Source organism: Nonomuraea sp. NPDC050643 (assembly GCF_040654715.1).
Taxonomy (GTDB): domain Bacteria; phylum Actinomycetota; class Actinomycetes; order Streptosporangiales; family Streptosporangiaceae; genus Nonomuraea.
This window is the reverse complement of sequence record NZ_JBFAIM010000007.1, coordinates 109,495-130,432: the sequence shown is the minus strand read 5'-3', so window position 1 is coordinate 130,432 and position 20,938 is coordinate 109,495. Positions and strand designations below refer to the sequence as shown.

The 20,938-nt window shown below is 70.6% G+C and carries 20 protein-coding genes; 9 read left to right on the top strand and 11 right to left on the bottom strand.

Annotation, left to right across the window (positions count from 1 at the left end; genetic code table 11):
* Positions 1-65: 65 nt before the first annotated feature.
* Positions 66-674 (top strand): TetR/AcrR family transcriptional regulator, encoded by a 609-nt coding sequence (locus AB0I15_RS11370; protein ID WP_358093181.1) that lies wholly within the window; start codon positions 66-68, stop codon positions 672-674.
* A gap of 107 nt (positions 675-781) precedes the next feature.
* On the opposite strand, the gene metG is transcribed toward AB0I15_RS11370, so the two are convergent.
* Both metG and AB0I15_RS11360 read right to left on the bottom strand, forming a co-directional pair.
* Positions 782-2,563 carry a methionine--tRNA ligase gene (gene metG, locus AB0I15_RS11365; protein WP_358093178.1) on the bottom strand — a complete coding sequence of 594 codons (1,782 nt, stop codon included), beginning with the start codon at positions 2,561-2,563 and terminating at the stop codon, positions 782-784.
* Between the two features lie 165 nt (positions 2,564-2,728).
* A complete protein-coding gene (locus AB0I15_RS11360; protein WP_358093175.1) occupies positions 2,729-3,949 on the bottom strand; it encodes a glycosyltransferase family 2 protein in 1,221 nt (406 codons plus the stop codon).
* A gap of 126 nt (positions 3,950-4,075) precedes the next feature.
* Between AB0I15_RS11360 and AB0I15_RS11355 the strand changes: the two genes are divergently transcribed.
* A complete protein-coding gene (locus AB0I15_RS11355) occupies positions 4,076-5,596 on the top strand; it encodes a hypothetical protein (protein WP_358093172.1) in 1,521 nt (506 codons plus the stop codon).
* Here AB0I15_RS11355 and AB0I15_RS11350 read toward each other — a convergent pair.
* Positions 5,532-7,118 (bottom strand): phospholipid carrier-dependent glycosyltransferase, encoded by a 1,587-nt coding sequence (locus AB0I15_RS11350; protein ID WP_358093169.1) that lies wholly within the window; start codon positions 7,116-7,118, stop codon positions 5,532-5,534. The two genes, AB0I15_RS11355 and AB0I15_RS11350, sit on opposite strands and share 65 nt — an antisense overlap.
* Before the next feature lie 10 nt (positions 7,119-7,128).
* Positions 7,129-7,977 (bottom strand): 16S rRNA (cytidine(1402)-2'-O)-methyltransferase, encoded by an 849-nt coding sequence (rsmI, locus tag AB0I15_RS11345; RefSeq protein ID WP_358093166.1) that lies wholly within the window; start codon positions 7,975-7,977, stop codon positions 7,129-7,131.
* 78 nt (positions 7,978-8,055) lie between these two features.
* Between rsmI and AB0I15_RS11340 the strand changes: the two genes are divergently transcribed.
* Positions 8,056-9,690 carry a phospholipid carrier-dependent glycosyltransferase gene (locus AB0I15_RS11340; RefSeq protein WP_358093163.1) on the top strand — a complete coding sequence of 545 codons (1,635 nt, stop codon included), beginning with the start codon at positions 8,056-8,058 and terminating at the stop codon, positions 9,688-9,690.
* 91 nt (positions 9,691-9,781) lie between these two features.
* Complete coding sequence (locus AB0I15_RS11335; RefSeq protein WP_358093160.1) at positions 9,782-10,981, top strand: hypothetical protein; 1,200 nt, start codon at positions 9,782-9,784, stop codon at positions 10,979-10,981.
* On the opposite strand, the gene AB0I15_RS11330 is transcribed toward AB0I15_RS11335, so the two are convergent.
* On the bottom strand, positions 10,968-11,357 hold the full coding sequence (locus tag AB0I15_RS11330; protein WP_358093157.1) for a MerR family transcriptional regulator: 390 nt from the start codon (positions 11,355-11,357) through the stop codon (positions 10,968-10,970). The two genes, AB0I15_RS11335 and AB0I15_RS11330, sit on opposite strands and share 14 nt — an antisense overlap.
* Positions 11,358-11,487: 130 nt before the next feature.
* On the opposite strand from AB0I15_RS11330, the gene AB0I15_RS11325 reads away from it, so the two are divergent.
* Positions 11,488-12,420 (top strand): DUF5996 family protein, encoded by a 933-nt coding sequence (locus AB0I15_RS11325; protein ID WP_358093154.1) that lies wholly within the window; start codon positions 11,488-11,490, stop codon positions 12,418-12,420.
* A 207-nt stretch (positions 12,421-12,627) separates the two neighbouring features.
* Here the strand turns inward: AB0I15_RS11325 and AB0I15_RS11320 are convergent, their stop codons facing one another.
* From AB0I15_RS11320 to AB0I15_RS11310, 3 genes are all read right to left on the bottom strand, one after another.
* Positions 12,628-13,260 carry a TetR/AcrR family transcriptional regulator gene (locus AB0I15_RS11320; protein WP_358093151.1) on the bottom strand — a complete coding sequence of 211 codons (633 nt, stop codon included), beginning with the start codon at positions 13,258-13,260 and terminating at the stop codon, positions 12,628-12,630.
* 61 nt (positions 13,261-13,321) lie between these two features.
* On the bottom strand, positions 13,322-14,560 hold the full coding sequence (locus tag AB0I15_RS11315; RefSeq protein ID WP_358093651.1) for a sigma-70 family RNA polymerase sigma factor: 1,239 nt from the start codon (positions 14,558-14,560) through the stop codon (positions 13,322-13,324).
* Positions 14,560-14,976, bottom strand: a complete 417-nt coding sequence (locus tag AB0I15_RS11310) for a YciI family protein (protein ID WP_358093148.1) — start codon at positions 14,974-14,976, stop codon at positions 14,560-14,562. The genes AB0I15_RS11315 and AB0I15_RS11310 overlap by 1 nt, the downstream gene beginning before the upstream one ends.
* Before the next feature lie 113 nt (positions 14,977-15,089).
* On the opposite strand from AB0I15_RS11310, the gene AB0I15_RS11305 reads away from it, so the two are divergent.
* Complete coding sequence (locus tag AB0I15_RS11305; RefSeq protein WP_358093145.1) at positions 15,090-15,869, top strand: alpha/beta fold hydrolase; 780 nt, start codon at positions 15,090-15,092, stop codon at positions 15,867-15,869.
* On the opposite strand, the gene AB0I15_RS11300 is transcribed toward AB0I15_RS11305, so the two are convergent.
* The gene (locus AB0I15_RS11300) at positions 15,820-16,800 is read right to left on the bottom strand and encodes a YafY family protein (RefSeq protein WP_358093142.1); all 981 of its coding nucleotides are present in this window, start codon (positions 16,798-16,800) and stop codon (positions 15,820-15,822) included. The genes AB0I15_RS11305 and AB0I15_RS11300 overlap by 50 nt on opposite strands.
* Positions 16,801-16,868: 68 nt before the next feature.
* Here AB0I15_RS11300 and AB0I15_RS11295 point away from each other — a divergent pair, with 68 nt between their 5' ends.
* Positions 16,869-17,345, top strand: coding sequence for a VOC family protein (locus tag AB0I15_RS11295; RefSeq protein WP_358093139.1), 477 nt, complete (start codon positions 16,869-16,871; stop codon positions 17,343-17,345).
* On the opposite strand, the gene AB0I15_RS11290 is transcribed toward AB0I15_RS11295, so the two are convergent.
* Positions 17,299-17,742 (bottom strand): DUF5360 family protein, encoded by a 444-nt coding sequence (locus tag AB0I15_RS11290; protein WP_358093136.1) that lies wholly within the window; start codon positions 17,740-17,742, stop codon positions 17,299-17,301. The two genes, AB0I15_RS11295 and AB0I15_RS11290, sit on opposite strands and share 47 nt — an antisense overlap.
* A 34-nt stretch (positions 17,743-17,776) precedes the next feature.
* The gene (locus AB0I15_RS11285) at positions 17,777-18,325 is read right to left on the bottom strand and encodes a TetR/AcrR family transcriptional regulator (RefSeq protein WP_358093133.1); all 549 of its coding nucleotides are present in this window, start codon (positions 18,323-18,325) and stop codon (positions 17,777-17,779) included.
* Between the two features lie 483 nt (positions 18,326-18,808).
* Here AB0I15_RS11285 and AB0I15_RS11280 point away from each other — a divergent pair, with 483 nt between their 5' ends.
* The gene (locus tag AB0I15_RS11280; protein ID WP_358093130.1) at positions 18,809-20,068 is read left to right on the top strand and encodes a Cmx/CmrA family chloramphenicol efflux MFS transporter; all 1,260 of its coding nucleotides are present in this window, start codon (positions 18,809-18,811) and stop codon (positions 20,066-20,068) included.
* A 4-nt stretch (positions 20,069-20,072) separates the two neighbouring features.
* Positions 20,073-20,936 carry a maleylpyruvate isomerase family mycothiol-dependent enzyme gene (locus AB0I15_RS11275; RefSeq protein ID WP_358093127.1) on the top strand — a complete coding sequence of 288 codons (864 nt, stop codon included), beginning with the start codon at positions 20,073-20,075 and terminating at the stop codon, positions 20,934-20,936.
* The last annotated feature ends 2 nt before the right edge of the window (positions 20,937-20,938 follow it).

Below are 20,938 nucleotides of genomic sequence, written 5' to 3'. Positions count from 1 at the left end.
TTGTTGGCGAGCGGCTAGAATACGAGAGATTCCTCAGCTTTTGCACTCGTGTACGGAGGTCGCCGGTGCCCCCCGCCCGCTCCCCCTATCGCCCCAGGAAGACGCCGCGACAGCAGCGTGCGTGGCAGACCCGCCGGCGCATCGAGCAGGCGGCGGCTCGCGTTTTCGCGCGCCACGGCTACGCCTCCGGGACCACCGACCGGATCGCCGAGGAGGCCGGGCTGTCGATCGGATCGCTTTATCAGTACTTCCCGAACAAGGACGCGATCCTGGTCGTGCTCGCGCAGGCGCACCTGGAGCAGACGGCCGAAACGGTGCGGGCCGTACTGGCCGAGCCACGGCCCCTGCGCCTGTGGCTACCGGAACTGACCCGGGCGCTCGTGCGGGTCCATGCCGAGGACCCGCGGCTTCACCAGGTGCTGTTCGAGCAGGCGCCGCGTCCGCCGGACGTGCTCGTCCGCTTTCACCAGGCCGAAGGCGAGGCGGTGGCCGCCGTCGAGCGGCTCCTGCGCGCGGACCCGGATCTGGCGCCGCGCGACCACGGACGCCAGGCGCGGTTCGTCGTGGCCACGATGGAGTCGCTCGTCCACCGTTTCGCCGGGGACGAGCCCGGCCTCGACGCGGCGGCGCTCGAACGGGAGATCATCACGATCGTGACCCGCTACGTGGCCTGACGCGATCGTTCGAAGGACGGCGGACCATGGCCTGCCCGTCATGGAAAAGGCGATGGCCAGGACGGTCGGGAAGACCGCCGAGGCCATCGCCCTCAAGCACTACGGGCTCAGTCGGCCAGCCGGGCCAGCTCTTCGTCGACGACCTTCGGGTCGAGCTTCTTGAACAGCGGGGAGGGCGGGGCGAGCGGGGTGCCCGGCTTGATCGGCCGGTGCTCCCAGCGGGCCGCCCCGTCATATTCACCCGTGATCACCGGGTAGGGGGTCCCGCCGTCCTCGTCGACCTCACGGATCTCCGGCATGCCCGACCACACGCCCTCGCCGCCGAGCATGGCGTGGACCTTGTTGGACGAGCCGGGCAGGAACGGCGTGAGCATCGTCTTCGCGTCGTCGACCACCTGGAGGGCGACGTGCAGGATCGACTTCTGCCGCTCCGGGTCGTCCTTGAGCTTCCACGGCTCCTGCTCGGCCAGGTATTTGTTGGCCTCGCGGACCACGTCGAACGCCTCGGTGATCGCGTTCTTGAAGCGGGAGCGGTCGAGCTCCGCCCCCACCGGCGCGAACGTGTTGCGCGAACGCTCGAGCATCGCCCGGTCGGCGTCGGTCAGCTCACCGGCCTCCGGGACGGCGCCGAAGTTCTTGGCCGCCATCGAGATCGACCGGTTGACCAGGTTGCCCCAGGCCGCGACCAGTTCGCCGTTGTTGCGGTTGACGAACTCCTGCCAGGTGAAGTCGGTGTCCTGGTTTTCCGGGCCGGCGACCGAGATGTAGTAGCGCAGCGCGTCGGCGTCGTAGCGCGCGAGGAAGTCGCGCACGTAGATGACGACCTGGCGGGAGGAGGAGAACTTCTTGCCCTCCATCGTCAGGAACTCGCTGGAGACCACCTCGGACGGCACGTTGAGCGCCCCGAGCGAGCCCGGCGAGCCGTCGCGGGCGCCGATGCCGCTGTAGCCGAACAGCATCGCCGGCCAGATCTCGGCGTGGAAGACGATGTTGTCCTTGCCCATGAAGTAGTAGCCACGGGCGTCGGGGCTCTGCCACCACTGGCGCCACGCGTCGGGGTCGCCCGAACGCCTGGCCCACTCGATGGAGGCCGACAGGTAGCCGATGACCGCGTCGAACCACACGTAGAGGCGCTTGTTGGACTGGTCGCGCCAGCCGTCGAGCGGGATCGGCACGCCCCAGTCGAGGTCGCGGCTGATCGCCCGCGGCTGCAGGTCGCCGAGCAGGTTGAGCGCGAACTTCAGCACGTTGGGCCGCCACTCGCCCTGCTTGGACTGCAGGTAGGTGCCGAGCACCTCGGCGAAGGCGGGCAGGTCGAGCATGAAGTGCTCGGTCTCGGCGAACACCGGCGTCTCGCCGTTGATGCGGCTCTTCGGGTTGATGAGCTCGATCGGGTCGAGCTGGTTGCCGCAGTTGTCGCACTGGTCGCCGCGCGCGCCGTCGTAGCCGCAGATGGGGCAGGTGCCCTCGATGTAGCGGTCGGGCAGGGTGCGGCCGGTGGAGGGTGAGATCGCCCCCATCGTGGTCTTGGGGAAGATGTAGCCGTTGTCATGGAGACCCTTGAAGATCTCCTGCGTGACGGCGTAGTGGTTGTTCGTCGTGGTCCGGGTGAACAGGTCGTAGGAGAGCCCGAGGCCGGTGAGGTCCTCGGCGATGACGCGGTTGTAGCGGTCGGCCAGCTCCCTGGCGCTCACGCCCTCCTTGTCGGCCTGCACCTGGATGGGGGTGCCGTGCTCATCGGTGCCGGACACCATCAGCACCTTGTTGCCCGCCATCCGCTGGTAGCGGCTGAAGACGTCGGACGGCACGCCGAACCCGGAAACGTGCCCGATATGCCGGGGGCCATTCGCATACGGCCACGCCACGGCGGTCAAGATGTGCTGGGACATGATTCCAAGCCTACGGGGTTGAAGAGATTCATTTGTTACGCGCCGCCGTGGCTCCCCCCTCGCCGCACTCCGGCGAGGGGGGAGCCAGGACGTGCGCCCGTGTCGGCGGGTGGCCGGCCACGGCAGCGCGTAAAGGAAGGATGGTCGTGGCTCTTGAGCAGGCGGTCAGCGCTTGGCCTCTTCGCGGGAGAGCGCCTCGGCGGCCTCCTCGGCCGCGGCGGCGGCGTGGTCGATCGGGGTCTCCCGCGTGCGGCGGATGCCCAGGATGCTGATGAACAGCGCCGCGAAGATCGTCTGGAAGCTCATGATGAGGGCCGTCGCCGACGGCACCACCAGGCGCAGCGACTCGCGCGGGTCGAGCTCGCCGAAGCTGCGCACCTGCCAGTGCACCAGCGACATCACCAGGCCGACCAGACCGGCCAGCGCCAGCAGGCCGCCCACCACCAGCCCCTTCTCCAGGGTGATGATGTCGACGAGGCGGCGGATGCGTGGCGACTCCGGCAGGAAGCCCTCCTCGGCCGCGTAGACCTTCGTGAAGACCGCGAACAGGGCCGCCTGGAAGCCGATCACCACCATCGCCGAGGCGCCCACCAGGGTGTCGACGTCGAAGGCCAGCTCCCCGATCTCCACCGGGCCGAACGTCAGCGCCGTGCCGGCCACGGCGCCGATCAGCATCATGACCAGGCCGGGGTAGAAGAACAGCCACTTCGGGCTGTAGAGGAGCAGGAAGCGCAGGTGGCGCCAGCCGTCGCGCCAGGAGCGCAGGTGCGGCGGGCGGGAGCGGCCGTCGGGCGAGAGCGTCGTGGGCACCTCGCGCACGTCGAGGCCCGCCAGCGTGGAGCGGACGACCATCTCCGAAGCGAACTCCATGCCGCCCGTCTGCAGTTGCAGCTTCAGGATCGAGTCGCGGCGGAAGCCGCGCAGCCCGCAGTGGAAGTCCTTGATCGCCGAGGGGAAGAACAGCCGCCCGATGAACGACAGCACCGGGTTGCCCAGGTAGCGGTGCAGCGGGGGCATGGCGCCCGGGGAGATGCCGCCCCTGAAGCGGTTGCCCATCACCAGGTCGGCACCGTCGCGGAGCTGCTCGACGAACGGCAGCAGCGCGGTGAAGTCATAGGAGTCGTCGGCGTCGCCCATGATGACGTATTTGCCGCGGGCCGCCCTGATGCCGCCGATGAGGGCGTTGCCGTAACCCTTCTCATCGACATGGACCACGCGGGCGCCGGCGTCGCGGGCGAGCTGCTGCGAGCCGTCCGTGCTGCCGTTGTCGGCGATCAGGACCTCGCCCTCGATGCCGTGCTCCTCCATGCACGCCACGGCCTTGCGTACACAGACTTCCACGGTCTCCGCCTCATTGAGGCAGGGCATGACCACCGTCAGTTCCACGTGTCTACCCTTCAGTTAAGGCTCTTCCAGTGAACCATCATGCCCTGTGCCCGACCATGCTCGGGCACAGACCTGAAAACGACTGGCATTCTTTACAGCATGGTGAGCGTCGCGGAGATTACCCCTGTGGACCACTCCGCTCCTGGCCGGGCAGCGCGCGCGCTGTCCATGCTGCGCAGGCATCGGGTGTTCGCCGCGGCCTTCGGCGTGGGCGCCGTGCTGCGGCTCATCACCATGCTCGGCTACGGCCCGGCCATGTGGTTCAACGACTCCTACGAGTATGTCTCGGTGTCGCTGCACCCGCGGCCGCACCCGATCAGGCCCGACGGCTACAGCTTCTGGCTGATGCTGCTCAAGCCGTTTCACAGCTTCACGCTGTTGACCTTCACCCAGCATCTCATGGGTCTGGCCACCGCCTGCCTGATCTACGCGCTTTTGCGGATCAAGTTCCGGCTGCCGAAGTGGGGGGCCACGCTGGCGGCGGCGCCGGTGCTGTTCGACGCCTACCAGATCCAGCTCGAGCAGATGGTGATGTCCGACACCCTGTTCCTGCTGCTCGTGGTCGGTGTGATCACGATGGTGCTGTGGAAGCGGCGGCTGACGTGGAAGGCGGGCGCGGTCGTCGGCCTGCTGCTGGCGCTGACGTGGCTGACGCGCTCGATCGGCCTGCCCATCCTGGCGCTCGTGGTGCTCTATCTGCTGGTCAAGCGGACCGGCTGGCGCCCGATCGTGGCCGTCGTCACCGCCTGCGCGATTCCGGTGATGGCGTACATGGGGTGGTTCGCCTCCGCGTACGGCAAGTTCGCGATGACCAACAGCGACGGCCTGATCCTCTACATGCGCACGGCCATCTTCGCCGACTGCAACAAGATGGACATCGACAAGTACAAAGAGGTCCAGCTCCTGCTGCTGTGCATCACCGACCCCATCGACCAGCGCAAGGACCACGCGCAGTGGTACCTGTGGGGGCAGGGCAACGGCAACGGCACGGGCACCGGGGAGGTGCTACACCGGTGGGGCGTCAACAAGAAGTGGAGCGAGATCACCAACGACGCCGCGAGCAAGTTCGCGACGCGGGCCATCCTGTCGCAGCCCGGCGACTACCTGCGCGTGGTCGCGCGTGACTTCTTCCGCTCGTTCCACTGGTCGCGGCCGCGTTTCCCGGACGAGCCGACCTACCTGATGTACGAGTTCAAGCCGTACGAGCAGCTCGACGAGAACGGCCAGCCCAAGCGGCTGCCGAAGTGGTCCTCCTACGCGGGCGGCCGGACCGACACCGACGCGTTCAGCTACGAGCAGGGCCCGCCCGAGACGCGGATCGTGCACCCGTGGGCCGACATCATGAGCGGCTACCAGAAGGTGTTCTACCTGCGCGGCATCATGCTGGGCGGCATCCTGCTGATCGGCCTGTACGGCGTGGTGGTGCGCTGGCGCACGTTCGGCGGCCCGGTGGTGCTGCCCTGGCTGGGCGCGGTCGGCCTGCTGCTGGCCCCGGCGGCGACGGCGGAGTTCGACTACCGCTATGTGCTTCCGGCCGTGCCGCTGGCCTGCGTCGCGGCGGCGATCACGCTGCGCAGGGGCGTCACTTGGGGGCGGCGGTCACCCAAGAACGCATCAGCATCCGAGCCCACCACTGTGCCTGCGTGATCACCTCGGCGGCGAGCACGGGATAGAGCCACCAGAAGTTGATCAGCACGACGAGCGCGTACGCCCCCACGACCCCCGCCCCGACGGCCCGCCGGGTGGCCGGGGCGTCCTGCCTGCCGATCGTCAGCCCCGCCATGAGCACGATCGCCAGCACCATGAACGGCACGACGGGGATCATGTAGAACAGGTACATCGTGCGGTTGTCGGCCAGGGCGTAGTAGAACCAGGGCAGCCAGCCGGCCGCGAACGCCAGCAGCACGGCCCCGGCCCGCCAGTCGCGGGAGGAGACGTACCAGGCGATGAGGCCTAACAGGGCGAGGACGGCGCCGTACCAGAGGGCCGGGGTGCCGACCCCGAGCACGGCCTGTGAGCACTTGTCGGCCCCGCACGCCGAGGGCGGCAGGTCCACCGGGTAGTAGAAGGAGACCGGCCGCACCAGCAGCGGCCACTGCCAGGGCTCCGACATGTACTGGTGATAGCTGTCCAGGCCGCTGTGATAGCCGAGCACCTGCGACTGGTAGCCCAGCCACGACCGCACCGAGTCGACCACGAAGAACACCGGCCCCGACGAGGTGGCCTGGTCCCAGTTGCGCCCCCAGCCGCCCGCCGTGACGAACCAGCCGGTCCACGAGGTGAGGAAGGTCACGGCGGGCACGACGCCCAGCGCCGCGAATCCGCCGGGCAGGTCGTACGATAGCGCCCCCCGGTACGGCTCCCGCAGCCCCAGCGCCCGCCTGGCCCCCATGTCCCACAGCAGCGACATGACGGCGAACGCGACGAGGAAGAAGATCCCCGACCACTTGACCGCGCACGCGGCCCCCAGGCACAGCCCGGCCCCGATCCGCCACGCCCGGAACCCGAGCCGGGGGCCCGTCCCGGTATGGGACGCGCTCTCGTACCAGGCGACGAGCCGTGCGCGGGCCTGGTCCCGGTCGGCCACCAGGCAGGCGAACCCCGCCAGCACCCAGAACATCAGGAAGATGTCCAGCAGCGCCGTGCGCGACAGGACCAGGTGCAGGCCGTCGAGCGCCAGCAGCAGGCCCGCGAGGCAGCCGAGCAGCGTCGAGCGGGTCATCCGGCGGGCGACCCTGGCCAGGACGAGGATGGACAGCGTGCCGACCACCGCCGCGGCGAAGCGCCAGCCGAACGGGGTCATCCCGAACAGCCACTCGCCCGCCGCGATCATCCACTTGCCCAGCGGCGGGTGCGCCACGAACGAGGCGCAGTCGGCCGGCTGCGGGCACTGCTTGAAGATGTCCAGGTTCTCGGTGAGCAGGCGCTGGTCGGCGATGGGGTTCTTGGCGTCGCCCAGCATCGTGCGCTCGACGCCGTGGGTGAGCAGCGAGTAGGCGTCCTTGACGTAGTACGTCTCGTCGAACACGACGGCCTTGGGCTCGCCGAGCCTGACGAAGCGCAGCAGGCCGCCGAAGATCGCGATGGCGATCGGCCCCGACCAGCCCACGAGGGGTGAGTCCTGCATGGGCGGGACCAGGCGCCGCGCCGGCGCCCCCCAATTGCTCACGTTGCGCACCCTATGGCGTGGCAGATCTCCTGTGAACCAGGTCGTACAGCTCTCGTTTGGGCATCCCCGCGCCCTTGGCCACGTCGGCGATCGCCAGCTTGCGTTGCGCGCCCTCGGCCACCCTGCGGTCCACCTCGGCCACCAGCGCGTCGAGGTCGAGCTCCGTCTCACCCGGCACGTGGCCGGCGATCACGATCGTGATCTCGCCCTTGACGCCCTCCGCCGCCCAGGCGGCCAGCTCGCCGAGCCCGCCCCTGCGCACCTCCTCGTAGGTCTTGGTCAGCTCCCGGCACACCGCGGCCCGCCGGTCGGGGCCGAACGCCTCGGCCATGGCCTCGAGGCAGGCCGCCAGCCGGTGCGGCGACTCGAAGAACACCATCGTGCGCTCCTCGTCCGCCAGCGCGGCCAGGCGGCGGGCGCGGTCGCCGGATTTGCGCGGCGGGAAGCCCTCGAAGCAGAACCGGTCGCTGGCCAGCCCGGACACGGCCAGGGCGGTGGTCACGGCGCTCGGCCCCGGCAGCGCGGTGACCGTGATGCCGGCCTCGACCGCGAGGTGCGTCAGGCGGTAGCCGGGGTCCGACACGCCCGGCATGCCCGCGTCCGTGATGACGACGACCGTGCGGCCGTCCTTGAGGATCTCGACGAGCTCCTGGGCCCGGCCCACCTCGTTCTGGTCGTAGTAGGAGACGACGCGCCCCTTGATCTCCACGTCGAGGTCGGCCGCGAGCCTGCGCAGCCTCCTCGTGTCCTCGGCCGCCACGACGTCGGCGCTCCCGAGCACCTCGCGCAGCCGCGGCGAGACGTCTCCCGCCTGGCCTATGGGGGCTCCTGCCAGCACCAACCTGCCGTTCACCGTCACCTGACCATTGTGGCAGGGCATCCCAATTAGACCGTGTTTCTTGGGTAACCACCGCTCTGGGGCCCGTACGATGTCCGAATGGCGGTGACCGATTCCCCGTACCAGGCCTACGAGAGCTCGGAGGCCGGCGAGAGCCAGCCTCAGACGCGGTCCGTACGCGATCGGGTCATACCGCCCATGCGCGGCAGCGTGCTGTGGGGGTGGGTCGGGCCGTTGCTCGTCACCCTGTTCGGCGGGGTCCTGCGTTTCATCCAGCTCGGCCATCCCAAGGCCGTGGTGTTCGACGAGACGTACTACATGAAGGACGGCTACTCGCTGATCACCTGGGGTGTCGAGCGGGTGACGATCAAGGACGCCGACAAGGCGATCCTCGCGAACAACCTCAACATCTGGCAGCAGTGCACCCCTCAGGACCTCGACAAGTGCGCCTCCTACGTCGTCCACCCGCCGCTGGGCAAGTGGATGATCGGCTTCGGCGAGTGGTTGTTCGGGCTCAACCCGTTCGGCTGGCGCTTCGCCGCGGCGGTGATCGGCACGCTGTCCATCCTCGTCCTGGCCAGGGTCGCCCGCCGGATGACCCGCTCGACGCTGCTCGGCTGCTTCGCGGGCCTGTTGCTGGCGCTCGACGGCCTGCACTACGTGCTCTCGCGCACGGCGCTGCTGGACATCTTCCTGATGTTCTGGGTGCTGGCGGCGTTCGCCTGTCTGGTGGTGGACCGCGACCAGGCGCGCGAACGGCTGGTCACCTGGTACGAGAGCTCGCCGATCTCGCCGCAGGGGCCATCGCTGGGCATCCGGTGGTGGCGGATCGGGGCCGGGGTGTGCCTGGCCTTCTCGATGTCGGTCAAGTGGTCGGGGCTGGCGTTCGCGGTGGCGTTCGCCATCATGTCGCTGCTGTGGGACTTCGGGGCCCGGCGCGCGGTGGGGCTGCGCCAGCCGTACCTGGGGGCGTTCAACAAGGACGTGCCCCAGGGGATCGTGGCGTTCGCGATCGTGCCGTTCGTGGCCTACATGGCCACCTGGGCGGGCTGGTTCGCCACCGCCACCGGCTACGGCCGCAACTGGGACCAGGCCACCTCGGCGGGCAACCCGTTCTTCTTCGCGTTCGACTCGATGCGGTCGTGGATCCACTACCAGTGGCAGGTGTTCACCTTCCACAGCGGCCTGGAGACCTCGCACCCCTACATGTCCGAGCCGTGGCAGTGGCCGCTGCTGCTGCGTCCCGTCGCCTTCTGGTACGAGGGCCGGCAGGAGCTCTGCGGCGTCAAGGACTGCTCCGAGGCGGTCCTCGGGGTGGGCACGCCGGTGATCTGGTTCGGCGCGGTGGCCGCGCTGGTGGCCCTCATCGCCTGGTACGTCTCCTCACGCGACTGGCGGGCCGGGGCCGTGCTGCTGGCCTACGCCATGGGCTGGCTGCCGTGGTTCTACTTCGCCATCGCCGACAACCGCACGATGTTCCTGTTCTACGCCATCCCGATGGTGCCGTTCATGGTGCTGGCCATCACGCTGTGCGCCGGGCTGCTGATAGGGTCCTCGACCCCGACGGCCGCGGGCACCACGCCGGTGCGGCGCACTGTGGGGGCCGCCGTCGTCGGCGCCTTCGCCCTGCTGGCGCTCATCAACTTCTGGTGGTTGCATCCCGTTCTGTCCGCCGAGTTGATCCCGTACGTGGAGTGGAAGGCGCGCATGTTGTTTGAGAAACGGTGGATATGATCGGTTTCTTAAGGTAGTTGCTGTGCAAGACCCAATACGCACCGGATTCGGTCATCGTCAGGCCCGGGGTCGATACGGCAAACTTCGAGGCATGAGTGCACCGGATGTCACCGCCCTTCTCGCCGAGTTGGAGCGATCTCAGCCGGACCTGGCCGAGGAGGCCAGGACCGCCGTCGAATGGTTGACGGGTGGGGAACCGCTGGAGACGGTGACCCAGCTCGACGTCTGCGAGTTCCTCTGGTACACGTTGCCGATCAAAGTAGGGCCGCTCAAGGCCGATGGCGACCATGAGCGTCTGGCACGTTCCCTGGGACGGCTGCTCCAACTGGGCGGCATGGAGCGGTACGCCGCCCTGTGCGTCTCGCCCACGACCGCACAGATCCTGCGTACCTACGCCCGTGAGGGCGAGGAGGCGGGCACCAGCGCCTATCAGCAGGCGCTCGAGGCCACGGGTGTGCTCCCGCCCGATGTGCCGGAGCTTCAGTGGAGCATGATCATGGGGCCCGAGGAGCTGGGCGCGCACATCGCCTGCTCCGCCGCGCTCGAGCTGGCGATCGTGGCCGGCGAGAGCGTGGACCGGACCGCCCTGACCCGTCGCTGGCTGACCGAGCCCCGCTCCGAGCTGGGCGGCGACAGCTGGCTCAACCGGGTGCACGGCGAGCGGCTCAACCGCTGGGTGCTGGGCCGCGGCCCGGCCAGGCGGGAGCTGGCCCAGCCGTTCGAGGTGCGCCTGCACGCTCCCGTCACTCCCCAGCCGCTGCCCGCGCTGCACCGGCTGCTGTCCCTGGCCGCCTCCGGGGAGAGCCTGCCGCTGCGGCTGGCGCCCTCGCCCGAGGCGCTCAGGCTGCGTGATCTGGCCGAGCGCGAGCTGGGCGCGATCAGCCGCGACGGCGCCAAGCTGGTGATCACCGACTACGGAAAGCGGCTGCTCAAGTCGCCCAAGGCCATGTGGCGGGCGGTCACCCGGCTGCTGCTGGCCAGGGGCGAGCACGACTTCGAGGTGTCGGCCAGGGAGGCCGCGCTCATGCTGCTCGCCGACGGCACGCTGATGTCGCCGGGCGAGCTGCGCGAGCGGGTGGCCGAGGTGGTGGGCGGCGAGGGCTGGCATCCGGCCAGGACCGTCGATGACGTCGCCGCGCCGGTGGCCGATCTGGTGGCCCAGCTCACGGCCCTGGGGCTGGCGTTCAGTGACGAGCTGGCGGTGCGGATGGACCGCTCGGGCCAGCTCGCGGCCCTGGCGGCGCTGCGCGCCCACGCGCTGCGGCCCAGGAAATATGTCAGCTCCGGGTGACGACCCGCTTGAACTCGGGGCATTCGACCAGCGGGTCGTGCTCGCACACGGCCGCGTGACGCAGGCTGTCACGCAGCCGGGTGAGCTGCGCGACCCGCATGGCCACCTCGCGCTCCTTGTCGGCCATGCGCTCGCGCAGCCTCTCGTCGGACGGCCGCGCCCGCAGGAACTCCGCGATCTCCGACAGCGTGAACCCGGCGTCGCGGGCGCAGGCGATCAGCGCCAGCCGGTCGAGCGTCTCCGGCCGGTACGCCCGCCGCAACCCGTTGCGCCCCTCGGCCTCGATCAGGCCCTTGCGCTCGTAGAACCGCAGGGCTGACGCGGCGAGCCCGCTCTGCCTGGCCACCTCGCCGATGTCGATCAACGTGTCCTCCACGACCCCTGGCTCCTCGGCTCGAACCGCGCTTCGAGCCCGAAGTGTATCTCCCGCGACCCCCTGTGAGCTGGTCAAATACTGAGAGTAGTTACGATTGCGGAGAAACGCTCTCAAATCGGAGGGGGCCGTCATGGAGCTGTTCCCGGCCATGCCGCTCGCGGAGTGGACGGAAGCCAAAGAGACCTTTCACCGATTCGCGCAGATCGTCGGGAAGATCCGGCTGGCGTCGAGCAACCGGCGCAACCACTGGTGGCAGGTTCCCTTCCACCCGACCGGACGAGGGCTCACCACGCGCCCGATGGGCGGCCTGGGTGAGCAGCCGCTGTTCTGCGTGGACTTCGACCTCGTACGCCATCGACTGGTGGTGGACGTGTTCGACGGGCGCAGCGCGGAGTTCAGCTTGATCGGCAGGTCGGTGGCCTCGTTCCACGACCGGCTGTTCGAGACCCTGGCCGGGCTGGGCATCCGGCCCGAGATCTGGGCGGTGCCGTTCGACCTGGGCGACGACACGCCGTTCGCGGACGACACCCTGCACGCGCGCTACGACCCGGTGCTCATCAACCGCTACTGGCGGATCCTGTCGCAGGTGGTGCAACTCCTCGACCGCTTCGCCTCCGACTTCGCCGGCAAGACGAGCCCGGTGCACCACTTCTGGCACACGTTCGACATCGCGGTCACCCGGTTCACCGGGCGCGTGGTGAAGGTCTCACCCGCCACCGATCCGGTCACGCGGGAGGCCTACAGCTGGGAGGTCATCAGCTCGGGGTTCTGGTTCGGCGACAAGGAACGCCCGTGGCCGGCGTTCTACTCCTACACCGCGCCCGAGCCGGCCGGGCTGGAACGGGAGCCGCTGCGCCCCGCGCAGGCCGAGTGGATGGCGGCGCGCGGCAGCCATCTGGCGGTGCTGCGCTACGACGACGTGCGGGTCATGGAGGATCCCGTGGGCGCCGTGCTGGAGTTCCTGGACAGCGCCTATCAGGCGGGCGCGCGGCTGACCGGGGTCGACACCGAGGCGATGGCCTCGCCGGGAGGCGTCACGGATCCGTACTACGGGGGGTCCTGACACACACGTGAGCGCCCGCCCTCCGGGGAGAGCGGGCGCTCTACGAGTGCGTACCGGTGTGCGTGTCGCCTCTCGGCGAAAGGCACAACGCGGCTCCAGCCGAACGGTAGTCCGCGAAGGCAATAGGTGAGGCCCGGGGACACTGGGCACACCGGCCACGATGTATGTAACCACACTTGCGGGCCCCGCATTCCCCGCCGCGGCCGATTATTTCCCGTGAGTCCCTGTGGCATCCTCGAGCGCGCCGTTCAGGAACAGGTCGACCAGTTCGGCCGAGGTCAGCGGGGACGCGCCCCGGCCCGACGCCATGGTCAGGAACTGGAACGCCTCGGCGAGCCGCTCGGGGGCCAGCCTGAGGGAGTCACGCTCGGGCTCGAACAGGCCCACCAGCACCTCCCGGGTGGCCGCCATCGACTCCTCCCGCCCGGAGGGGGCCGCGCGGCGGGTGTCGCCGCCGCCCTGGGGGACCTCGCGCCGCAGGCCGCCGGAGGCCGCCAGGGCGCCGGCGATCGCGCCCATCCTGGCCAGGTAGCCGCGCAGGGCCTCCGTCGCCTCGATCAGGCGCTCGGCCAGCGGCAACTCCAGGGAGATCGCGGCCACGTGGGCGAGCGTGTCGTCCGGTCGCACCGCCTCCGCCATGCAGGCGGCCAGCAGCGCCTCCTTGTCGCCGAAGGCGCGGAAGATCGTGCCCTCGCCGATGCCCGCCGCACGGGCGACCTGTGCGGTGGTGACCGAGGTGCCGTATTCGACCACGAGGGGCAGGGCCGCGCGGACGATCATCTCGCGACGCTGCTCCGGGCTCATCGCCGGCGCTCGCCGCCGGCTTTGGATGTCCGTCATGCCTTCGAGAGTACGGAGTGAGTACTCACTCCGTCAACTCCTCCGGTGATGCGAGCCCGTGTCATTCCTTCAGGCGGGCCGCTCTGGCGTGGAGGTAACGCTGCTGGGGGAAGCTCATGGCGCGACCGGCGGCCTCCTCGTAGGCGTGGCGGGCGCCCGCGTGGTCGCCGGACATCTCCAGCAGGTGCGCGCGGACGGCGTGCAGGCGGTGGTCGCCGGCCAGCCGGTCGTCGTGCCCGAGCCGTTCGAGCAGGCCGAGACCCGCCTCGGGGCCGCGGGCCATGGCCACGGCGACGGCGTGGTTGAGCGCCACCATGGGATTGTCGGAGAGCCGCATCAGCAGCTCGTACAGCGCGGTGATCTGCGGCCAGTCGGTCTCCTCCGCCGTGGGCGCCTCGTCGTGCACGGCCGCGATGGCCGCCTGGAGCTGGTACGGCTCCGGCGTCCCCCGGGAGAGCGCCCCGGTGACGAGCTCGACGCCCTCGGCGATGAAGGCGGCGTTCCACCGGCCGCGATCCTGCTCGGCCATCGGGATCAGGGCGCCGTCCGGCCCGGTACGCGCCGGGCGCCGCGCGTCGGTGAGCAGCATGAGGGCCAGCAGCCCGGCCACCTCGGCGTCGCCGGGCAGCAGCCGGTGCACCAGGCGGGCCAGCCTGATGGCCTCCGACGTCAGCTCCGCGCGATGGAGGTCGGGGCCGGAGGTGCTGGCGTACCCCTCGTTGAAGATCAGGTACAGCACGTGCAGCACCGCGCCGAGCCGCTGCGCGCGCTCGGGCCCGCGCGGCAGCCGGAAGGGCAGGCCGCTGTCCTTGACGCGCTGCTTGGCGCGGGTGATGCGCCTGGTCATCGTGGCCTCGGGCACCAGGAACGCGCGGGCGATCTCCGCGGTGGTCAGGCCGCCCACCGCCCGCAGCGTGAGCGCGATCTGCGAGGGCGGCGTCAGCGACGGGTGGCAGCACATGAACAGCAGGATGAGCGTGTCGTCCGAGGCGGCGTCCGGCTGGTCGGCGCCTGGTGCGAGCCAGTCGGCCGGCAGCGTCCAGGACGCGACGGTGTCCTCGCGGCGCCGGCGGGCCTGCTCGGCGCGGAGCAGGTCGGTCAGCCGCCGGGCGGCCACCGTGATGAGCCAGGCCCGCGGATCGTCCGGAACGCCCTGCTCCGGCCACTGCAGGGCGGCCGCGAGCAGCGCCTCCTGCACGGCGTCCTCGGCGGTGGCGAAGTGCCCGTAACGGCGTACGACCGCGCCGAGGACCTGCGGCGCCAGCTCGCGCAGCAGGTCCTCGCCCGCGAAGCCGTCGATCAGAACCCCAGGTCCTCGGACGACTCGATCATGGGCCGGATGTCGGCGTAGGCGTCGTCATAGGCGTTGCCCGGGTAGGGGCACTGGCCCAGGCGGGCGGCGATCTCGGTGGCCCGGTCGAAGCTCGCGCACTCCACGACCCAGTAGCCGGCCAGCACCTCCTGGGTCTCGGCATAGGGCCCGTCGGTGACGAACGGGACCCCGTCGCGGGCGCCGACCCTGCGGGTGTGCACCGGGGCGGCCAGGCCCCGGGTCTCGACCAGCTCGCCGGACTCCTCCAGCTCCTTGTTGACGGTCTCCATGAACTGGCTCATGGCCGCCAGGTCCTCGGGCGTCCAGACGGCCCGGGGCGTCTCCTTGCCTGACATGGCGTCGTAGTCCTGCTGGGACGCGTACGAAAGGATCATGTACTTCATCGGTTTCGTCCTCTCTTGTGAGCTCTCAGCAGGGACGTCGGAGCCGGGACGGCGTACCGGACATCATGCCCCCACGTTTCTTCGGCGTCACGGCGTAGGGCACCATCGAAGGCGTGCACTACGCGATGACCCCCGACGGCGTGAAACTGTCCTACCAGGTGAGCGGCGACGGGCCGCCCCTCGTGCTGCTGCAGGGGCAGGCCAACGACCATCGATGGTGGCACTCCGTCCGTGGCGACTTCGACGGGGCGTACCGGACCATCACCCTCGACTACCGGGGCACCGGCGACAGCGACAAGCCGGACGAGCCGTACTCCACGCGCGGTTTCGCCGGTGACGTGGTGGCGGTGCTCGACGAGCTGGGGGTGGAGCGGGCGCACGTGTACGGGACGTCGATGGGCGGGCGGGTCGCCCAGTGGGTGGCGGCCGATCATGGGGAGCGGGTCGGGGCGCTGGTGCTCGGGTGCAGTTCGCCGGGCGGCGCTCACGGGGTCGAGCGCAGCAACGACGTACGCAGGTCGCTGGCCCAGCCGGACCGGGCGGCGGCCGAGCGGGCGCTGCTCGAACTCATGTACACGCCCGCGTGGCTGGCCACGCATCCGGGGCCGTTCCACACGACCGGCGACCCCGGGATGCCCGCCCACGCCCGGCGGCGTCACCTGGCCGCCAGCGGAGGGCACGACGCCTGGGACGCGCTGCCCGGCATCACCGCTCCGACGCTGGTCGTGCACGGGACCGACGACGTGTTCAACCCGGCGGCCAACGCGCCGCTGCTGGCCGGGCGCATTCCCGGGGCGGAGCTGGAGCTCATCGAGGGGGCTCGGCACGCGTACTTCGAGGAGTTCAGGGAGGTCGCGAGCCCTCTGGTGCTGGAGTTCCTGTCGCGCGCGTGAGACGGGCCGCCAGCGCGCGCAGGTGGGCGGTCAGCTCGGGCGGCTCGTGCACCTCGAACTCGCAGCCCAGCGTCGTCAGCCGGAAGGCCAGCCAGTCGAGGGTGTCGCCGTGCAGGCGTACGCGGCAGGTCTCCGCGTCGATCGGGGTGACCTCGCCCAGGGCGCCGACCAGCTCTGTCACGGGGGTGCGCAGCGTGACGACGGCCTCGTACGTGGGGGCCAGCGAGTAGAGCCGGTCCCTGACGTACGCGGCGGCGTCCCCGGCGGGCGGCTCGCGCGGCGTGACCCTGGCCCCGGTGGGCTTCACGTCGTCGATGCGGTCGATGCGGAAGATCCGCCAGTCGTCGCGGTCGTGGTCGTATCCGAGGAGATACCAGCGTCGTCCGGCCGCCACCAGCCGATACGGGTCCACCAGGCGCCCGCCGTCACTCCCCTGGTACGCGAACCGCACCCGCTCCTTGTTCGCCACCGCCGCCGCCAGCGCGGTGAGCCGCTCCGGATCGACCTGCGGCCCGGCCTCCACCGGCAGGGGCACGGTGGCGACGCCCAGCGACCTGACCCGGTAGCGCAGGCGGGCCGGGAGCACCTGCTCGAGCTTGGCCAGGGCCCGTACCGACGCCTCCTCGATGCCCTGCACCGGATGCCTGGCGGCGGTGGACAGGCCGACCGTGATGGCCACCGCCTCCTCGTCGTCCAGCAGCAGCGGCGGCATGGCCGCGCCCGCGACCAGCCGGTATCCGCCGGTCGCCCCCATGGTGGCCTCGACCGGGTAGCCGAGGTCGCGCAGGCGCTCGACGTCGCGGCGTACCGTGCGGCGGCTGACGCCCAGCCGCTCCGCCAGCTCGCCGCCGGGCCACTCGCGCGGGGTCTGGAGGAGGCTCAGCAGGGTCAGCAGGCGGGAGTCGCTCACGTCTTCCAGGATGCCGGACATGTAGGACAGGTCCTGACCTACTGCGCCTCTAACGTCGGTGTCACGCACTCGCCTTCAAGGAGGACGCCATGACCGTCAACCCGATCCCCGAGGGGTACACCACCGTCACTCCGTGGATCATCTCCCAGGACACGGCCGGGATCATCCGCTACCTGGAGACCGCGTTCGACGCCGTGGAGCTGGGCCGCGTGACCGACGCGGAGGGCCGCATCGGGCACGCGGAGGTCCGGATCGGGGACGCGATCGTGATGCTGTTCGACGCCAGGCCCGACTGGCCGTCCACACCGGCCTTCCTGCGCCTGTACGTCCCCGACGCCGACACCACCCACCGGCGCGCCGTCGAGGCGGGTGGCACCTCGACCACGGAGGTCACGCACCTGCCCTGGGGTGACCGGGTGGGCCGGGTCCGCGACCCGTTCGGGAACCTGTGGTGGATCCAGACGCGGGTCGAGGAGGTCTCGGAGGAGGAGATGACGCGGCGGATGAGCGACCCCGAGTTCACGAAGGCGATGGACTATGTCCAGAGCGCCCGATTCTTCTCGTGAGCCGGACGATCGCCGGGATGGGGAAGATCATGAGGTAGAGGTTCGGGAGCCACCAGGCCAGGGAGAAGTCGCCGCGCAGGGTCCAGAACGCGATCGCCATCAACCCTGAGGCCATCGTCAGCACGAGCGAGACCAGCATGAGGGGCAGGCCACTCGAGCTGGTCGGGCTGGTCGGATTTGTCGCGCGGGCGCGGCGGAGGAGGTGGAGGCTGCCGAGGCCGGTGGCGGCGGCCAGCAGGTCGATCCAGAGGAACGACCAGTTCCAGTCGGCCATCATGGGGTCGGCGTAGTCGGCGAACGCCCACTCAGGCGGGATCAGGCCAAGCCCGGTGACCGCGAAGTAGGCCACGAACCCCAGGTCGGTGACCAGCATCAGCGCCTTGGTCACGGGCAGCACGGCCGGCCTTCCCGCGACACGGCACGGCGATGTCTCAGTGACGGACGGCACGGTCGATCGCCTCCATGAGGTAGCGGCGGGTGCGCTCGTGCAACTCCGGGTCCGGTTCGCCGAGCCCGAGCAGCCTGACCGCCCACCACCCGTCGACGGCCAGGCGTACGGCCGTCGCGGCGGCCGGGTCGACCCCGTCGTCGGCCAGCCGCGCCTGCCAGGCCGCGAACCTCGCCCGCAGCGGCTCCAGCCCCGCCGGATCGACCAGCACGCCGGCCAGCAGCCCGGCGGTGAGGCGGTCGGCCGGGGCGGAGGCGGTGTGCCGCTCGGGGATGGTGGCCTCGACGTAGGCCCGCAGGAAGTCGCCCGGACGGCTGCCCGCGCGGGCCAGGGCGTCGTCGAAGGCGTCGGTGAGCCGCCGGACCATCGCGGCGACCAGGGCCTGCTTGGTCGGGAAGTGGTAGAACAGCCCGCCCTTGGACACGCCCGCCCTCTTGGCGACCGCTTCGAGGGTGAGGGATTCGGCCCCCTCGGTGAGCAGCACTTCGGCGGCGGCGTCGAGCAGCCGGTCTTTGGAACTCGGTCGTGGCACAGTCGTTAATATACCGGCTGGCCGGTACACTTTGAACTGCGTTCCGGACGTCATCGGCGTCGGTTCGAGGGGAATTCGATTGGACCGGCTGGGGCGGGGTTGCTATGTTGCCCGGTATGTCCAGCCCCGAGGCATCAAGACGCTAGCCACCGGTCGTCCGGTGGCTTCCTGGCGCTGCCGTCCCGCCTTCGGTTGAGGCAGGGGCGCCCGCAACCTATGGGGCGGGCCACGGCTCTTCGTGGGCCGGCCGTTCTCGGCTCATCGTGGGCCGGCCGTTCTCGGCCCTTCGTGGGCCGGGCCGGTTGTCGGGCCTTTCCTGGGCTTCCGCCTCGCCATCCGGATCACCGTCACACGGACTGTGTCGTGCCTGGACCGCGCGTCGGCTTTTCGCGACGCCGCCGGGCTCCTCTGGCGTGGCTGGACGATCTCTTCCTCCTGCCCGCCTCCTCGTGTCGATTCATGACGTGGTCGCGGAGTCTTCTCATGCCTTTCGCTGTTTACCTGCTCGGACTGGCGGTCTTCGCCCAGGGGACCTCCGAGTTCATGCTGTCCGGGCTCGTGCCCGGCATCGCCCGGGACCTGAACGTGTCCATCCCGGCCGCCGGGCTGCTGACCTCGGCGTTCGCCGCCGGAATGGTGGTGGGCGCGCCGCTGATGGCGGTGCTGAGCCTGCGCCTGTCCAGGCGGTTCGCCCTGCTGGCCTTCCTGGTCGTCTTCCTGCTCGTCCACGTGATCGGGGCGGTCACCACGAGCTATGAGGTGCTGCTCGTCACCCGCGTGGTGGCGGCGCTGGCCAACGCCGGGTTCCTGGCCGTGGCCATGGCGACCGCCATCGGCCTGGCCCCGCCGAACGCCAAGGGGCGCGCCACCTCCGTCCTGCTCGGCGGGGTCACCATCGCCTGCGTGGCCGGGGTGCCCGGAGGGGCGCTGCTCGGTGAGCTGTGGGGGTGGCGGTCGGCGTTCTGGGCGGTGGCGGTCGCGCTGGTGCCGGCGATCGTCGCGGTGCTGAAGTCCGTACCGGCCGGGTCGAACGCGACGAACCCGCCCGGCGGCGTCGCCGAACCCACCACGCACGGCGGGGCGGGGACTCCGAGTGCGCCGGGGTCGGCGCGGGGTGAGTTGCGGGCGTTGCGGCGGCCGCGACTGCTGGTGCTCCTGCTGCTCGGGGCGCTGGTGAACGGGGCCACGTTCTGCACGTTCACCTACCTGGCGCCGCTGCTCACCGAGGTCACCGGGATCGGGTCGGCGTGGATGCCGGGCATGCTGGCGCTGTTCGGGCTGGGATCGTTCGCCGGGGTCACGATCAGTGGGCGGATCGCCGACGTGCGGCCCGTACGGCTGCTGGTGGTCGGCGGGGTGGCGCTGGCGGCCGGGTGGGCGGTCTTCGCGCTCGTGGCCGGGATGCCGGTGCTGGCGGTCGTGCTCGTGTTCGTACAGGGGACGTTGTCGTTCGCCGTCGGCTCCACGCTGATCTCGCAGGTCCTGTACACGGCCACCGGCGCGCCCACCCTGAGCGGCGGGTTCGCCACGGCGGCGTTCAACGTGGGGGCCGCGATCGGGCCCTGGCTGGGCGGGGCCGCCATCGGGGCCGGGCTCGGGTTCCGGTCGCCGGTGTGGGTGAGCGCCGGACTGGTGGCCGTGGCGCTGGCCGTCGCGGGCGTCTTCCGGCCGGCCCGCGGGAACCCGGCGCCACGCCCGGCGCCGAACCAGGTGGAGCCCGGGCCACGGCTTGGGGCACAGTGAGACCATGGACTTCGCCGCACATTTCCGCCGGGAAGTACGCGCGTTCCACGACGCCGCCACCCGGGCGGCCGGCACCGGCGACGCGCCCTCCGTACCGTCCTGTCCGGGTTGGTCGATGTCCGACCTCGTCTTCCACCTGGGCGGGGTGCACCGAGGCGTGCACGTCATCATCAAAGATCAGCTCAAGGGACCGCCGGACCTCGCCATGCTGGCGGCGACCGAGCTACCGGGGGGCACGGCGGGCTTGCCGGACACGGCGGACACGGCGGACACTGTGGACACTGCGGGTAGGGCGGGCGCGGCGGGCTTGCCGGAGGGGTGGCCGGTTCCCGATCAGGCGCCCAACTTCGGGCCGATCCCGCCGACCCTGCTGGACTGGTTCGCCGAGGGGGCGGATCGGCTGGAGAGGCAGTTCAGGGAGCGCCGGGCCGACGAACCCGCGTGGACCTGGTCGGAGGAGCAGACCGTCGGGTTCTGGCAGCGGATGCAGACCATCGAGGCCGCCATCCACCGCTGGGACGCCGAGAACGCCCTCAACACCGCGGGCCCGATCGCCGATGAGGTGGCGGTTGACGCGATCTCGCAGACGTTCGAGGTCATGGCGCCGGCGCGGCGCTCCTGGGGGCAGGCGCCCCCCGGGGCGGGCGAGCGGTATCGCTTCCGGCGTACCGACGGGCCGGGCGAGTGGGTGGTGTGCTTCGACGGCCGGCACGTACGGGTCGGTGACGGGGAAGCGGACGTCGAACTGGCCGGCACGGCGTCCGACCTGATGCTGTTCCTCTGGCACCGGATCCCGGCCGACGGCCTCGACATCCAGGGCGACAAGACCCTGCTCGACCGGTATTTCGTCCTTGTTCCTCCCATATGACC

What these genes read in the sequence shown, in the direction of transcription:
- metG (WP_358093178.1), bottom strand. Translation starts at nt 2,563, where the DNA reads ATGTCCCAGCACATCTTGACCGCCGTGGCGTGGCCGTATGCGAATGGC.
- AB0I15_RS11340 (WP_358093163.1), top strand. Translation starts at nt 8,056, where the DNA reads ATGGCGGTGACCGATTCCCCGTACCAGGCCTACGAGAGCTCGGAGGCC.
- AB0I15_RS11335 (WP_358093160.1), top strand. Translation starts at nt 9,782, where the DNA reads ATGAGTGCACCGGATGTCACCGCCCTTCTCGCCGAGTTGGAGCGATCT.
- AB0I15_RS11325 (WP_358093154.1), top strand. Translation starts at nt 11,488, where the DNA reads ATGGAGCTGTTCCCGGCCATGCCGCTCGCGGAGTGGACGGAAGCCAAA.
- AB0I15_RS11320 (WP_358093151.1), bottom strand. Translation starts at nt 13,260, where the DNA reads ATGACGGACATCCAAAGCCGGCGGCGAGCGCCGGCGATGAGCCCGGAG.
- AB0I15_RS11310 (WP_358093148.1), bottom strand. Translation starts at nt 14,976, where the DNA reads ATGAAGTACATGATCCTTTCGTACGCGTCCCAGCAGGACTACGACGCC.
- AB0I15_RS11300 (WP_358093142.1), bottom strand. Translation starts at nt 16,800, where the DNA reads ATGTCCGGCATCCTGGAAGACGTGAGCGACTCCCGCCTGCTGACCCTG.
- AB0I15_RS11295 (WP_358093139.1), top strand. Translation starts at nt 16,869, where the DNA reads ATGACCGTCAACCCGATCCCCGAGGGGTACACCACCGTCACTCCGTGG.
- AB0I15_RS11280 (WP_358093130.1), top strand. Translation starts at nt 18,809, where the DNA reads ATGCCTTTCGCTGTTTACCTGCTCGGACTGGCGGTCTTCGCCCAGGGG.
- AB0I15_RS11275 (WP_358093127.1), top strand. Translation starts at nt 20,073, where the DNA reads ATGGACTTCGCCGCACATTTCCGCCGGGAAGTACGCGCGTTCCACGAC.